Here is a 12,050-nt window from a genome sequence, read left to right as displayed (position 1 = left end):
TGTGTGCGGGGGAGGGGTGGTGGACCCGGCCGACCCGTCCGTGCGGCCGCACCCGGCGTCCGCGCCGTTCACCGATCCGGGGGCGCCTGCGTGGTAGTTGACTCGCATGGAGTCCTCCGGAGATCGGAACCACGCGTCCCTGGGCCGGCGTCTCATCCGCCGGTTCCGCACGGTCATGGGAGGCAAGCGGGGGGACGACGCGGGTGGCGGGCAGGAACTCATGGCCCGTTCCATGGGGTTCGCCGCGATGGGCTTCCTCACCCTGGTGCCGCTGCTGATCGTGCTCGCGGCGGCCGACCCGACGCAGGCCGCCGGGTTCGCGCGCTGGCTCAGCCGGGCCCTCAGTGCTTCGGAGGAGGCCCAGCCCGAGATCCGGCAGCTGTTCGCGCCACCTCGACGCGCCCTGCGGACCACGACGAGCTTCAGCCTGGCTGCCCTCGCGGTCTTCGGGGTCACCTTCGCGGCCACGGTGCAGACCGGCTACGAGCGGGTGTGGGAGCTGGGGCCGGCACGCCGTGACAGCTCGTACGGGCGTGTCCTGGCCGGCCAGGTGCTGTGGCTGTGCCTGCTGATCGGCTATCTGCTCGTCTTCACCAACACCGCTCTGTGGCGGCAGGAGGTCATCTCCTCCCCGCAGGGGACGGCGGCCGCCCTTGTGATCACCGTGCTGTTCCTGTGGGCCTCCCAGAAGATCGCCCTCGGTGGCAGGGTGGGGTGGACGGCGCTGCTGCCGGGGGCGTGCGCGACCACCGCCGCCCTGCTCGGGCTGCGTCTCTTCTCGCGCCTCGTCTTCTCGCCCCTGATCGTGGCGAACGCCGTCGCCTACGGCCCGGTCGGAGCCGTGCTGGTCGTCCAGTCCTGGCTCGTCGCCGTGGGATTCGTCGTCTACGGGGGCGCGCTCGCAGGCAGAATCCTGTACGAGGAGGCGCGGCGGCGCCGTTCGCCGGGCTGACTCCGGGCCGGTACCGCGAGACGTTCGTCGGCCGTGGCGGACCGGTGGCCCCGGTCGGCGCCGGGACCGGTGGCCCCGCGGCGGCGGTGCGGCGCGTCCTGCCGGGGCCCGGGGCGGTGAGTGGCCTTCCGGCATCAACGATACGTAAAGATTGCCGGAGATCGGCAATGCCGACGGACTCCCCGGCCTGTCAGAGTGTGCCCGGCACGAGGCGACGGAAGCGCTCGCTGCCGGTGGCTGGCAAGCGCTGTGAGCCGGTGGCCGGCAGTCGGTTTCGCTCGATGGAGCGACGCGGAGAGGGGTAGTCATGGCCGGGTTCCCGGAAGACCGTCCGGGCGGGTGCGAAGGCCGAGGCGCCGGGGCCCCGGTCCCGGCTGCGGCCGTGCGGCACCCGGCGGACTCCGCGGCCGACGCCCCCCGGTACGGGCGGCCCCGCACCCGTGCCGGGCGCAGCCCTCGGCAGGGCCGCGGAGCGGGCCGGGCCGGCACCCCGCCCGGCCCGGCGGAGTGAAGGTGCCGCCGCGAGCCGACCGCCCCGGGGGGCGGTCGGAGGTTCCGGAGCCGCCGGACGGGGGTCAGCGGCTCCGGAACCTCAACCCCGCTGACCAGAAGCGGCGGGCGCGTCTGCCGCGCCCGCCGCTCGCACCGCTTTGGGAACTCAGGCGTTGGCCGCCTGGACGCGGACGGCTCGGGCGCGGACCACGAAGGGCCGGGAGAAGACGGTGATGGCGATGGAGACGGCGGCCACCAAGGTGATGGCCGTGCCAGAAGTGAAGTGCTGGGCAATGCCGCCGGCGATCGCGGCTCCGATACCTTGCCACGTCATCCGGCCGGCGGACTCAACTCCCTGGACCTGGCCACGGACCGGATCAGGGGTCAACTCCAGAAGCTGCTCCTGGAGCGGCAGGGTGGCAGCGAAGCCGGCACCGGAGATGAACACCGCGGCCGTCGCCACCAGCACGGGCGGGTGGACGGCGAACAGCATGTAGGGGGCGGCGAGCAGCAGTCGCAGGACGAATGCGTAGCGGCGTCGCTGCTCGGCGGTGAACAGCCGCCCGACCGCAAGGTCACCGAGGAGCATGCCTGCCGATCCGGCGGCCAGGAAGACGCCGGCGTGATGGGGGGCGTAGGAGATGAACAGGGCCTCGCAGCCAACGATCAGGCCATTGGGGACCCACAGGTTCAGCAGCAATGCGCGGGGGCCGGAGTGGGAGAAGAGCTCGATGTTCGTCGTCCAGGTCTGGCGCAGTCCAGGGCGATGGGTCAGACGGATCGAGCGTTCGCGGATCGTCACCGCCACAATGATCAATCCACTGCCCGTCAGGGCCGTCGCGACGGCGAAGACCTCCTGCGGGCTCAGGTACCGCAGCAGTACGGCGCCGATGCCGTAGCCGAGGATGGCCGTGCCTCCCGAGGTGATGTTCATCAGCGAACGTGCCAGTGCATAGGTGGAGGTCGGCACCACCTCGGCGAGCAGCCCCATCCGTGCGCCCGTTCCCAGGGACTGGAAGAGCCCCAGTACAAGGAGCAGACCGAACCGGGCGGCGAGCGGCAGCCCTGGAACCGCCTGTGCGGCAACACCTACGAGCGAGATGCACTGGAGCGCGACGAGAGTCCGGCGAGGACGGCCTCCGTCCGCGACCGACATCAGCGTCAGCGCACCGAGAACCGTCGCGAACGTGGCCCCGTACATGCTCACGGCCGTCAGGAACGGGGACTTGGTCTGCTGGTTGACCAGCGTGCCGAGCGCGAAGCCCGACAAGGTGCTCGCGGCGACCGTCAGTGTGAAGCCGGCGTACAGGCCGACGAATTCACGGTTGCCAAGCAGGTCACGGTAGGTGGTGGGAGGTGTGTTGGAGGCAGATGTGTCAGAAGGCATGAAAAAGCCTTCGCGCGCACCCGACCCGGGGCGCCGAAGGCCGACTGGTGCAGTATAGCAAGTGCCCCAGTCCCCACCCCGTCCCGCATCGGACCGAAGGAACTATGCGCCGGGCGAAAGATCACACCACTCGGCTGCCTCCACCCCACAGTGGTGAGCATGCTGAACCGAGTAGCCGTCCTGTCCGACATTCACGGAGTCCTGCCGGCCCTGGAGGCAGTGCTCGCCGAACCAGACGTCAGCGCCGCCGATCACATCGTGCTCACGGGCGACATCACCGCCGGCCCGCAACCGGCCCAGGTTCTCGACCTGCTGACCAGCCTCGGCGACCGCGTCATCTGGATCAGCGGCAACGCCGACCGCGAACTCCTCGAATACCGTTGGGGGCAACGCGACACGATCCCCGACCCGATCGCCCCCTGGGCAGCCGAACAGCTCCGCGAAGACCATCTCGACCTTCTCAGCTCGCTACCACGATCACTCTCCCTGTCCGTGAACGGCCTGGGAAAGGTGCTGTTCTGCCATGCCACCCCTCGCGACGACGAGGAGGTCGTCCTGGTCGACTCACGCCTCGACCGCTGGAAGGACGTCTTCGACGGACTCGATACCGACATCCGCACCGTGGTCTGCGGCCACACCCACATGCCGTTCGTCCGCCTCGCCCACGGCCGACTCGTGATCAATCCCGGCAGTATCGGCATGCCCTACGGACGAACCGGAGCACACTGGGCCCTCCTGGGCCCGGGCGTCGAGCTCCGCACCACGCACTTCGACCTCCAAGCCGCAGCCACCCAGCTCAACCAGGACTCGTCCTACCCCGACATCACCGAATGGGCCGACTACTTCCTGCACGCTCGCGCCACCGACGCCGACGCCCTCACAGCCTTCGCCCCACGGGACGGCCGCGACCACAACCCGTGACACTCGCTCCCCATACGCGACAGCGGGCAGCCCGAACACCGACCACACGATCAGCGACGCCTGCCAATCTCGGCCACCGGCACGCACCCGTGACCTCCCGGAGCGCTCCGGCCGATCATGCACGGTGCCGCGGACGGACGTGCCTGAGGGCGGGCGGCGGGCACCCGTGGGCTCTGCCGCTGCCCGGCCGGACCGCGCCACCTGCAGGCGGCACGTCGGGCAGGGCCGGGGGCGTGCCCGGGCTCTTCGGCACGCCGGTCGGGTCCGCGCGGGGCAGTCACCCGGGCGGGTCCATGTGGTACGAGCGGACGACCGCGACCGTGCTGAGCGTCGCGAGTGCGAGGCCGGTGCCCAGCGACTCGGCGAGCAGCCCACGGTCATGACCGGAGGCGACGAGCCCGCGCGGTGGTACCCGGCCCTGCGGGTCGTAGACGAGTCCGATGCGGTCGCCGGGGGCGGTCGTCGCGCTGCATCCTCGCCAGATGCGCCCGGGTACCGGCGTGCCGTCAGGGTGCCGTACGGAGCAGTAGTGCCGCTCCGCCGCCCTGCCCTCCCCGGCCGCCACGGAGGTGACGACGGCGCTGCCGATCTCGCCGCCCCAGACGAGCAGCACCTCGGTCGCGGCCTTGGGCGCGGAGACGGCCCAGCACACGCCGAGGACGGCGATGGGCCCCACGAGTGCCCTGCCTGCCCGCAGGAACAGAAGGAACACCACCAGGCCGAGCGCGACCATGATCCCGACGTCGCCCGACCTGAGGACGTCCGAGCCGAGGAGGGTGCCCGCGACTCCGGGCGCCGCCACGGTGGCGCAGCCCGCGGCCCCGACCACCACGCCCTCCGCCACCAGCCACCCGGGAGGCCGTCCGCTGTACGCGGCCGCACCCCACAGTGTGGCGCCGAGCGAAGAGGGGCGCCGTCGCGATGTCAGCCGTCTTCCGCTCTCCATGCTTGCATTATGCAAAGCCTCAGGAAGGCGCCGGGAGGCAGCCCACCCCCCAGCTCTGCCGGTGCCACCGGCCGGCGGCCTTCAGGAGCGGCGCCGGCCCTGCTCCGTGCCCGCCATCGAGCGGTGCTCCGCCGGTGCGTTCGTCATCTCCGCCTGCCCGGCCGCCGGCCTCTCCGGCGGGCGTACGTCCTGCGAGGGTTCAGCGCCGGGCCGGTCGAGTGCCGGGGGCCGGGCCGTGGCGTGCCCCGCCGGCCGGCCGGGCGTGGCCCGATCCAGGAACCGCAGAAGCTCCACCGGGAACGGCAGGACGAGAGTGGAGTTCTTCTCGGCTGCGACGGCCACGACGGTCTGCAGAAGGCGCAGTTGCAGCGCCGCGGGCTGGTCCGCCATGGCGCGGGCGGCCTCCGCGAGCTTCTTGGAGGCCTGCAGCTCGGCGTCGGCGTTGATGACACGGGCTCGGCGTTCGCGGTCCGCTTCCGCCTGCCGGGCCATCGAGCGCTTCATCGTCTCCGGCAGGGACACGTCCTTGATCTCCACCCGGTCGATGGTGACACCCCACTCGACGGCCGGGCTGTCCATCATCAGCTCCAAACCCTGGTTCAGCTTCTCCCGGTTGGAGAGCAGATCGTCGAGTTCGCTCTTGCCGAGAATCGAACGGAGCGAGGTCTGCGCCATCTGGGAGACGGCGAAGCGGTAGTCCTCGACGCGGATGATCGCGTCGGCCGGATCGACGACCCTGAAGTAGATCACCGCGTCGACGCGGACGGTGACGTTGTCCCGGGTGATGCCGTCCTGGGCGGGCACGGGCATCGTCACGATCTGCATGTTCACCTTGTGCATCCGGTCGACCAACGGGACGATCATGGTGAAGCCCGGCGTGCGTATGCGCTCGCGCAGCCGGCCGAAGCGCAGGACCACCCCTCGTTCGTACTGTTTGACGACTCTGGCCGCAGCCGCCAGGTAGAGCGCGGCACCGGAGCCCGCGAGGGTCAGCAGGGTCAGGAGCTCCTGGGCCATGGCGGCCACCTCCCCGGAACGCGGTTGTTGAGGCTTATGCCCGCTTTGTAAAGTCTTTACCCTTTCGAGGGTGTCGCTTTGGCTGATCGGCCCTCACCGGCTCCGGGGCCGGTCGCGTGGCCGGTCGCGTGGCCGGTCGCGGGGCCGAGCCCGGCGAGGACGGTCTGCCCCGCGGTCGGTCGTCACGTCAGGCGCGGGCGCCCGGCGGTCCCGTGCCCGAGTGCCGCACGTGCCCGGACTCCACCTCGCCCGGCCGCCCTTCCTCCTCCCGCCCGTTCCTTGCCGCCGGTCGGCAAGGAACGGCGGCCGAGACGGCCTTCCCCGCCCCATGGGCGGTGGGTCCGGCCGGAGCGCACGGGTAATCCGTCAGTAGAGCCAGTGGAGAGCCATGTGACGAGCGAGGGGGTGCCATGCCCTGTCCCGGACCACGTCCGCCTCTGCGCTCGTCCGCACCCTCCCGGAGTGTGTGACATGAACTCCGGCAGGGACGACGGGCGCATCCTCGCGCACCTCGAACGGCGCCTCGCCCGGGACGACCCCGACCTGGCGGCGATCATGGACGCCCTCAACCGGCAGTTCACCGACGAACCCCGGCAGCAGGCCGCCGACGGACCGGAGACGGACCCGGAGACCGGCTCCGGGGACGCCGAGAAGCGGCGCAACCGGAGGATGACCGCCGTCACCGTGCTCGCCATCACCGCGATCCTCGGTCTGTTCCTCACCGCGCTGCTGAACGGCAGCCCTCAGCGGGCCGATCCGGACCCGGGAACCCCGCGGGGACCCGGGACGGGCGTGCCGACCCAGAGCGAGCCCCGCTTTGCGCCGAGGACACCGCCGCGCGGGCGCCGCCCGGGCACCGCGGCGGCCGGCTGCCCGGCCGTCCGGCTGCGACCGGACCCGGCCCGGGCGCGCGGGAGGCGGCCATGAACAACTCACTCCGGATCGGCCGCGTCTGCGGAGTGCCGCTGAGCGTCCACTGGACGGTGCCCCTGCTGGTCTTCCTCTTCGGTTACAGCCTGGGCAGCCAGACGCTCCCCGCCTGGATCCCGGGACGCTCGGCGGCCGCCTACACCGTCGCCGGACTCGCCGGCGCCCTGCTGCTCCTCCTCAGTCTGCTGGCGCACGAGACCGCACACGCCCTCACCGCCCGGCGCAAGGGCATTCCGGTCCACGACGTCACCCTCTGGGCACTCGGCGGCGTGACCCGGATGGACCGGCCGCCCGCGCCCGGTGCGGCCTTCCTCGTCGCCGTGAGCGGGCCGCTCACCAGCCTCGCCGTCGGGGCGGCGGCCCTCGGCGCCGGGATGGGACTGGCCGCGGGACCGGGCTGGGCGGTACCCACCGCCGTGCTGCTGTGGCTCGGCTGGGCCAACCTCCTCGTCGCCGTGTTCAACCTCCTGCCCGCGGCACCGCTGGACGGCGGCCGGGTGGTGCAGGCCCTGATGTGGTGGCGCACCGGAGACCGGGAGCGCGCCGAGCGGGCGGCCGGGCGCGGCGGGCAGATCCTCGGCATCGTGCTCGTGGCCCTCGGGTGGCTGGCCGTCCTGCGCGGTTCGTGGAGCGGACTGTGGCTGGCCGTCCTCGGGTTCTTCGTCATCGTCGTCGCCAACGCCGAGCGGCGGCAGGCGTCCCTGACCACGGCCCTGGGGGGCGTGCGCGCCGCGGACGTCATGGCCGGCCCCGTCGTGACGGCCCCCGACTGGATCACCGTGCAGCGCTACGTCGACGATCCCTCCGGTCCCTCCGTGCACGGTCACCACTCGGCCGTACCGCTGCTCGACTTCGAGGGATACCCCAGCGGCCTGCTCCAGCTGCCCCGGCTCTCCGCGATCCCCGCGGCCCGGCGGGAGACGCTGCGCCTGCGCGACGTGGCCGTCCCCCTGGCCCGGTGCACCATGTGCGCACCGGACGAGCTCCTGGAGGAGGTCGTCAAGAACGCGCGGCCCCGGAGCGTCGGCCTGCCGATCCTGGTCATGGACGGCCGGCACCTCGTCGGCATCGTCACCGCGGCCGACCTCGACCGCCTCGCCCAGCGCCGCATGCTGCGCGGGGACGGGACCGGATGAGCCCCCGTCACGCGGAGGGGCCCGTCCCGCTCGCGGGACGGTGACGCCGGGAAGCCGGCGGGGTACCCGAACCCGGCACCACCCGTCCGCGGTACACCCCCCGGCGGCCGCCGGAGCGGTGCCGCGCGGGCGACAAGCCCGAGCCGCTGCGTCAGACTCTTCACCAGGACAGACATCCACCCCCGCCCTTGCGAGGGGGCCTACGTGCTCGACGTGCCGATCTGGCTGTGGGCGGCGTTCGCCGTCACGGTGGTGGTGTCGCTGGCCGTCGACCTGCTGGCGCACCGCGAGGCGCATGTCATCGGGTTCAGGGAGGCCGCCGTATGGAGCGGTGTGTGGGTGGGTCTCGCCCTGGTCTTCGGCGGGGTGGTCTTCCTGGTCCTGGGTCCGACGCCCGGTGTGGAGTACGCGACCGCCTGGCTGCTGGAGAAGAGCCTCTCGGTCGACAACCTGTTCGTCTTCGCCCTGATCTTCGCCTACTTCCAGGTTCCGCGCGCCTACCAGCACCGGGTGCTGTTCTTCGGCGTCATCGGCGCGCTGGTGTTCCGGGGCGTCTTCCTCACCGCCGGCGTGGCCGTGGTCAGCCGGTTCACCGCCGTGCTGTACGCCTTCGCCGCGGTCCTCTTCTACAGCACCTACAAGATCCTCAAGGAGGAGGACGACAGCTTCGACCCGGGCAGGAGCATCGCCGTGCGGCTGCTGCGCAGGGTCGTGCCGGTGCGCGACGAGTACGCCGGGATGAGGTTCTTCGTCAGGGAAGGGGGCCGACGGGTCGCCACCCCGCTCCTCGCCGTCGTCGTCGCGATCGAGGCGGCCGACCTCATCTTCGCCGTCGACAGCGTGCCCGCCGTCCTCGCGATCAGCGACGAGGCCTTCATCGTCTACACCAGCAACGCGTTCGCCATCCTCGGCCTGCGCGCCCTGTACTTCCTGCTCGCCGGGCTGCTGGACCGGTTCCACTACCTCGGCACGGGCCTCGCGCTGATCCTCTCCTTCATCGCCGTGAAGCTGATCCTGCAGGCGTCCCACGAACTGATCAGCACCAGCATCCCGGAGATCCCGTCACCGGTGAGCCTGGCCGTGATCGCGGTGGTGCTGGCGGCGTCGGTCGTGCTGAGCCTTCGGCGCCCCGCCGCCCGGGACGGGGCGGGGGAGGAGACGCCCTCGGCGCGGCGCGACGCACCGGACGGGAGGGAGCCACCACCCGACGGGGGAGGCGCCTCTTCGTGAGGAATCCGCCCATTCAGCCCATTCAGCGCACTATCGTTGGTTCATGGGCAGCATCGAGCACGCCACGACACCGCAGGGGGCGCGGGTGTGCCCCGTGTGCCACAGCCCCGTGACCGCGGACGTCGAACGGCACAAGACGATGGGGCTCTACGTGCCCCTGTGGAAGCCCGGTCCCTGCCGCGAACCGTCCTGCCCGAGGTACGAGGGAGGGCAGCCGGGCCCCGCCGGCGACTCGGCGGTGCCGGTTCACTGACGCCCCGGGACGCCGGATCACCGGATCACCGGATCACCGGCGCCAGGGCCGGTGCCACGCGCCTCGAAGGGCTCTCCCGTTCCTCCGGGGGTGGGCGCTGCCGAGGGGTGCGGCCCCGGAACCGCCGAGCTCATCCGGGGCGGTGCACGACCACGGCGTAGCTGCCGACACCCATGAGCCGGTCGCCCGGTACCTTCCCCTCCGTGGTGAGAAGTGCCCGGAGACTGCCGTCCTGCTCGTCGAAGTCGATGTCCTCGACCGTTCCCATGCTCTCGCCGGCCTCCGTGAGGACGCGCTTGCCGAGAGGGTCGTGGCTCTTGTGCGCCTCCTCGGCGGAGTCGAGCTCCTTCTCGGGCTTCAGCCCCTCGGCGGAACGGACCGTCACGGCGTCCTCGCCGAAGGAGTGGACGTTCTTCCACAGCATGATGTGGCCGTGGCGGCCGCGGGTCTTGAGGTGGAGAGCGGAGATGTGCGCCGGCGACGGCGCGAGCGTGCAGGCGGCGATGGTCCCGAGCCGTTCCGCGGTCGACAGGGCGACCACGGTGCGGCCTTGAGTGGTGCTGAACAGCATCATGCCTCCTGCTCGAGTCGTCGCCGCAGGCCCTCGGCAGCGGCGGGGAGGCCGGCGGGATCCCCGGCCGTGAAATCGGCCGTGCACGCCGGTACCACCATCATTTCCCCCGAGACGGACTTCGGCTTGATCACCGGCAGGAAGACCGTCTGCCCCGTCCGGGCGGTGGGGCCGACCTCGTACCCGATCACCCGGGGAGTCCCGGAGGCCTCGATGATCACATCGGTGATCGTGCCCAGCGCGGTCCCGTCCTCGGTGATCACGCGGGCGCCGATGACGCTCCCCCCGCCAGGCGCGTCGATGCGTTCCCTCGCCGCCTCGTCGTCGTCCTCCAGCGAAGCCTCGTCCCGGATCATCACCGCGTCCGGCCCGAGCGCATGGACCTTCTTCCACAGCAGCGCGCGCTTGAGCGGGCCGGCGAGCAGTCCTTGGCCGCTGAGGGTGAAGCAGGTGATGGAGCCGCGCATCGGGTCGAAGACGATGTCCTTGACCCGGGCGACGTCCTCGCCTGCCAGCGTGACCACCGGCTCTTGGCTGATCTCCCGTGCGCGCAGGTACGTGCTCATGTCCGTCCGCCCTTCCCGCCGGCCTGGGACCTGCGGCCGCCGGCGATGACACTGCCGCTGCGGCGCCGTGCCTGTACGGCGACCACCGCCGATGCCACTGCCGCCAGCACCGCGAGCGCGATGATCAACCAGACCCACCAATCCATGGAAAGCACCTCCGGGGTCGCGGATCACGGCACGCCGCGCTGCGGTGGTGCCGCGGTCCGCGTCTTCGTCGTCGACTTGATGGCTGATGGCTGAATGGCCGATGACCACGAGCGATGGCCGAGGGCCGGGGGCCGCCTCCGGAGCGGGGCCGTTCGCGGGAGCCGCCTTCCGTCCGGGACCGCCTTCCGTCCGGGAGCCGGATGCCGGTGTCGCGGCCGCCCGTTACGGCGTCCGCTGCCGACGGTTGCGACGGTTCCGCACCGCAGCCTCCGGTTTCCCGCCGGCCGCACGGGCCGTCGCCCGGCTACACGTGCTGACGGCTCGCCTGCGGCGCGCGCCAGACGCTGTGCTCGGCGCGTCGGCACACGGAGCACAGAACGCAGCGGGCCGGGATGTCCCCCGTCGTCTTCCCGAGTCCGGCGTCGCCGTGCACGGTCTGTGTGTCGAGGTGCATGTGCTCACTGCACAGGCCCACACCGCACTCACGGCACACGGCGACGGCGCTCGTCCTGAGTTTCCGGGAGTGGCAGTCGTAGCACTCCATTTCGGCGCCTCCTTCCTCGCGCCTCGGTGGGCAGCGTCGCCGCCCGAGGAGAGGCCTGCGGGAGTACTGTGCCGGGCGGGCCCCGTGCAGTCCCCGGAGTCCCTCACCAGGGGTCTACCCCCCTGCCGTCTTGTCGATGATCTCACGTGTGCGCCGAGAAGGCCGTCTCGCCCGTGTGCACATTGCCGCCGCCCGGCAGGATGTCCGGTCGGCGGCCCCTCACGCGCGCCCGCTCCGCGCGCCGCCCGGAGCGGGCGCGCGGAGCGGGACGTCACAGCGCCCTGGAGCGGGACGTCACAGCGCCCTGGAGCGGGACGTCACAGCGCCCTGAGGTAGTACATGGTGCGGAATCCGCCGCTGGTGGAGCAGTTGAGCGTGTTCTGGGTGTTGGTGTAGGTGAAACCGGGTGGGACCGTGCAGGCCCAGAGGCCCGTCTTGGGGGTGCGCAGGTAGTACATGGTGCGGAATCCGCCGCTGGTGGAGCAGTTCAGCGTGTTCTGGGTGTTGCTGTAGGTGTAGCCGGGCATGGTGGTGCACGCCCACAGGCCGTCCGCGGGAGGCTGCACGTAGTACATGGTGCGGAACCCGCCGCCGGTGGAGCAGTTCAGCGTGTTCTGCGTGTTGCTGTAGGTGTAGCCGGGCGGGATCGTGCACGACCAGAACCCGGCGGCGGACGGCGCCACCGCGGTCTCGGACGCGCTTGCGGCGGTGTGCTTGGCGGGCGCCGGTTCGGCTGATGCCGTGGTGGGGGCGAGGGCGACACCCGCGATGGCGAGGGCCGAGCCGGCGCCGACGAACAGGGACCGGAGTTTCGAGCGCAGCATGGGAGAGCACTCCTGTGTTGGTCGTCCGACGGGCAGAACCAACGGGTGGGGGGCCGACCGGCGTCTGTCCCGTGCTCCGGCCGCCGTAGCGCGCGCTGGGATGCTCGCAGCCGGATCCGCCACGGGCAAGCGAG

The 12,050-nt window shown here is 71.8% G+C and carries 14 protein-coding genes; 7 read left to right on the top strand and 7 right to left on the bottom strand.

Translation table 11 applies throughout. From position 1 onward, the window contains the following. Window positions 1–106 precede the first annotated feature (106 nt). A complete protein-coding gene (locus DDW44_RS00915; protein ID WP_108905217.1) occupies window positions 107–952 on the top strand; it encodes a YhjD/YihY/BrkB family envelope integrity protein in 846 nt (281 codons plus the stop codon). A gap of 658 nt (window positions 953–1,610) precedes the next feature. On the opposite strand, the gene DDW44_RS00910 is transcribed toward DDW44_RS00915, so the two are convergent. Further along, window positions 1,611–2,831: an MFS transporter gene (locus DDW44_RS00910; protein ID WP_108905216.1), complete on the bottom strand. Its 1,221-nt coding sequence runs from the start codon at window positions 2,829–2,831 to the stop codon at window positions 1,611–1,613. Window positions 2,832–2,990: 159 nt separating this feature from the next. Here DDW44_RS00910 and DDW44_RS00905 point away from each other — a divergent pair, with 159 nt between their 5' ends. Continuing rightward, window positions 2,991–3,752, top strand: a complete 762-nt coding sequence (locus tag DDW44_RS00905) for a metallophosphoesterase family protein (RefSeq protein ID WP_108905215.1) — start codon at window positions 2,991–2,993, stop codon at window positions 3,750–3,752. Between the two features lie 277 nt (window positions 3,753–4,029). On the opposite strand, the gene DDW44_RS00900 is transcribed toward DDW44_RS00905, so the two are convergent. Together DDW44_RS00900 and DDW44_RS00895 are read right to left on the bottom strand one after the other, a co-directional pair. After that, window positions 4,030–4,698, bottom strand: a complete 669-nt coding sequence (locus DDW44_RS00900; RefSeq protein ID WP_240800713.1) for a hypothetical protein — start codon at window positions 4,696–4,698, stop codon at window positions 4,030–4,032. A gap of 81 nt (window positions 4,699–4,779) precedes the next feature. Beyond that, window positions 4,780–5,715, bottom strand: coding sequence for a slipin family protein (locus tag DDW44_RS00895; RefSeq protein WP_108905213.1), 936 nt, complete (start codon window positions 5,713–5,715; stop codon window positions 4,780–4,782). A gap of 471 nt (window positions 5,716–6,186) precedes the next feature. On the opposite strand from DDW44_RS00895, the gene DDW44_RS00890 reads away from it, so the two are divergent. The 4 genes from DDW44_RS00890 (at window position 6,187) to DDW44_RS00875 (ending at window position 9,264) form a co-directional block, all read left to right on the top strand. Beyond that, on the top strand, window positions 6,187–6,642 hold the full coding sequence (locus DDW44_RS00890; RefSeq protein WP_108905212.1) for a DUF3040 domain-containing protein: 456 nt from the start codon (window positions 6,187–6,189) through the stop codon (window positions 6,640–6,642). Then, window positions 6,639–7,781, top strand: a complete 1,143-nt coding sequence (locus DDW44_RS00885; protein ID WP_108905211.1) for a site-2 protease family protein — start codon at window positions 6,639–6,641, stop codon at window positions 7,779–7,781. Before DDW44_RS00890 ends, DDW44_RS00885 begins: the two co-directional genes overlap by 4 nt. A gap of 204 nt (window positions 7,782–7,985) precedes the next feature. Further along, on the top strand, window positions 7,986–9,011 hold the full coding sequence (locus tag DDW44_RS00880; protein WP_108905210.1) for a TerC family protein: 1,026 nt from the start codon (window positions 7,986–7,988) through the stop codon (window positions 9,009–9,011). Between the two features lie 43 nt (window positions 9,012–9,054). Continuing rightward, a complete protein-coding gene (locus DDW44_RS00875) occupies window positions 9,055–9,264 on the top strand; it encodes a hypothetical protein (protein WP_108905209.1) in 210 nt (69 codons plus the stop codon). Window positions 9,265–9,394: 130 nt separating this feature from the next. Here DDW44_RS00875 and DDW44_RS00870 read toward each other — a convergent pair whose 3' ends face one another. After that, window positions 9,395–9,838, bottom strand: coding sequence for a PRC-barrel domain-containing protein (locus DDW44_RS00870; RefSeq protein ID WP_240800712.1), 444 nt, complete (start codon window positions 9,836–9,838; stop codon window positions 9,395–9,397). Continuing rightward, window positions 9,835–10,401, bottom strand: coding sequence for a PRC-barrel domain-containing protein (locus DDW44_RS00865; protein ID WP_018890958.1), 567 nt, complete (start codon window positions 10,399–10,401; stop codon window positions 9,835–9,837). The genes DDW44_RS00870 and DDW44_RS00865 overlap by 4 nt, the downstream gene beginning before the upstream one ends. 45 nt (window positions 10,402–10,446) lie before the next feature. Between DDW44_RS00865 and DDW44_RS31880 the strand changes: the two genes are divergently transcribed. Next, window positions 10,447–10,641 (top strand): hypothetical protein, encoded by a 195-nt coding sequence (locus DDW44_RS31880; protein ID WP_018890957.1) that lies wholly within the window; start codon window positions 10,447–10,449, stop codon window positions 10,639–10,641. A 211-nt stretch (window positions 10,642–10,852) separates the two neighbouring features. On the opposite strand, the gene DDW44_RS00860 is transcribed toward DDW44_RS31880, so the two are convergent. Next, on the bottom strand, window positions 10,853–11,092 hold the full coding sequence (locus DDW44_RS00860) for a DUF2180 family protein (protein ID WP_017948232.1): 240 nt from the start codon (window positions 11,090–11,092) through the stop codon (window positions 10,853–10,855). Window positions 11,093–11,409: 317 nt separating this feature from the next. Beyond that, entirely contained in the window at window positions 11,410–11,916 is a 507-nt protein-coding gene (locus DDW44_RS00855) for a hypothetical protein (protein WP_018890956.1), read from the bottom strand. Window positions 11,917–12,050: the final 134 nt, after the last annotated feature.

Origin of the sequence: Streptomyces tirandamycinicus, assembly GCF_003097515.1 — a bacterium.
GTDB lineage: Bacteria > Actinomycetota > Actinomycetes > Streptomycetales > Streptomycetaceae > Streptomyces > Streptomyces tirandamycinicus.
This window is presented reverse-complemented; position numbering and strand designations above follow the sequence as displayed.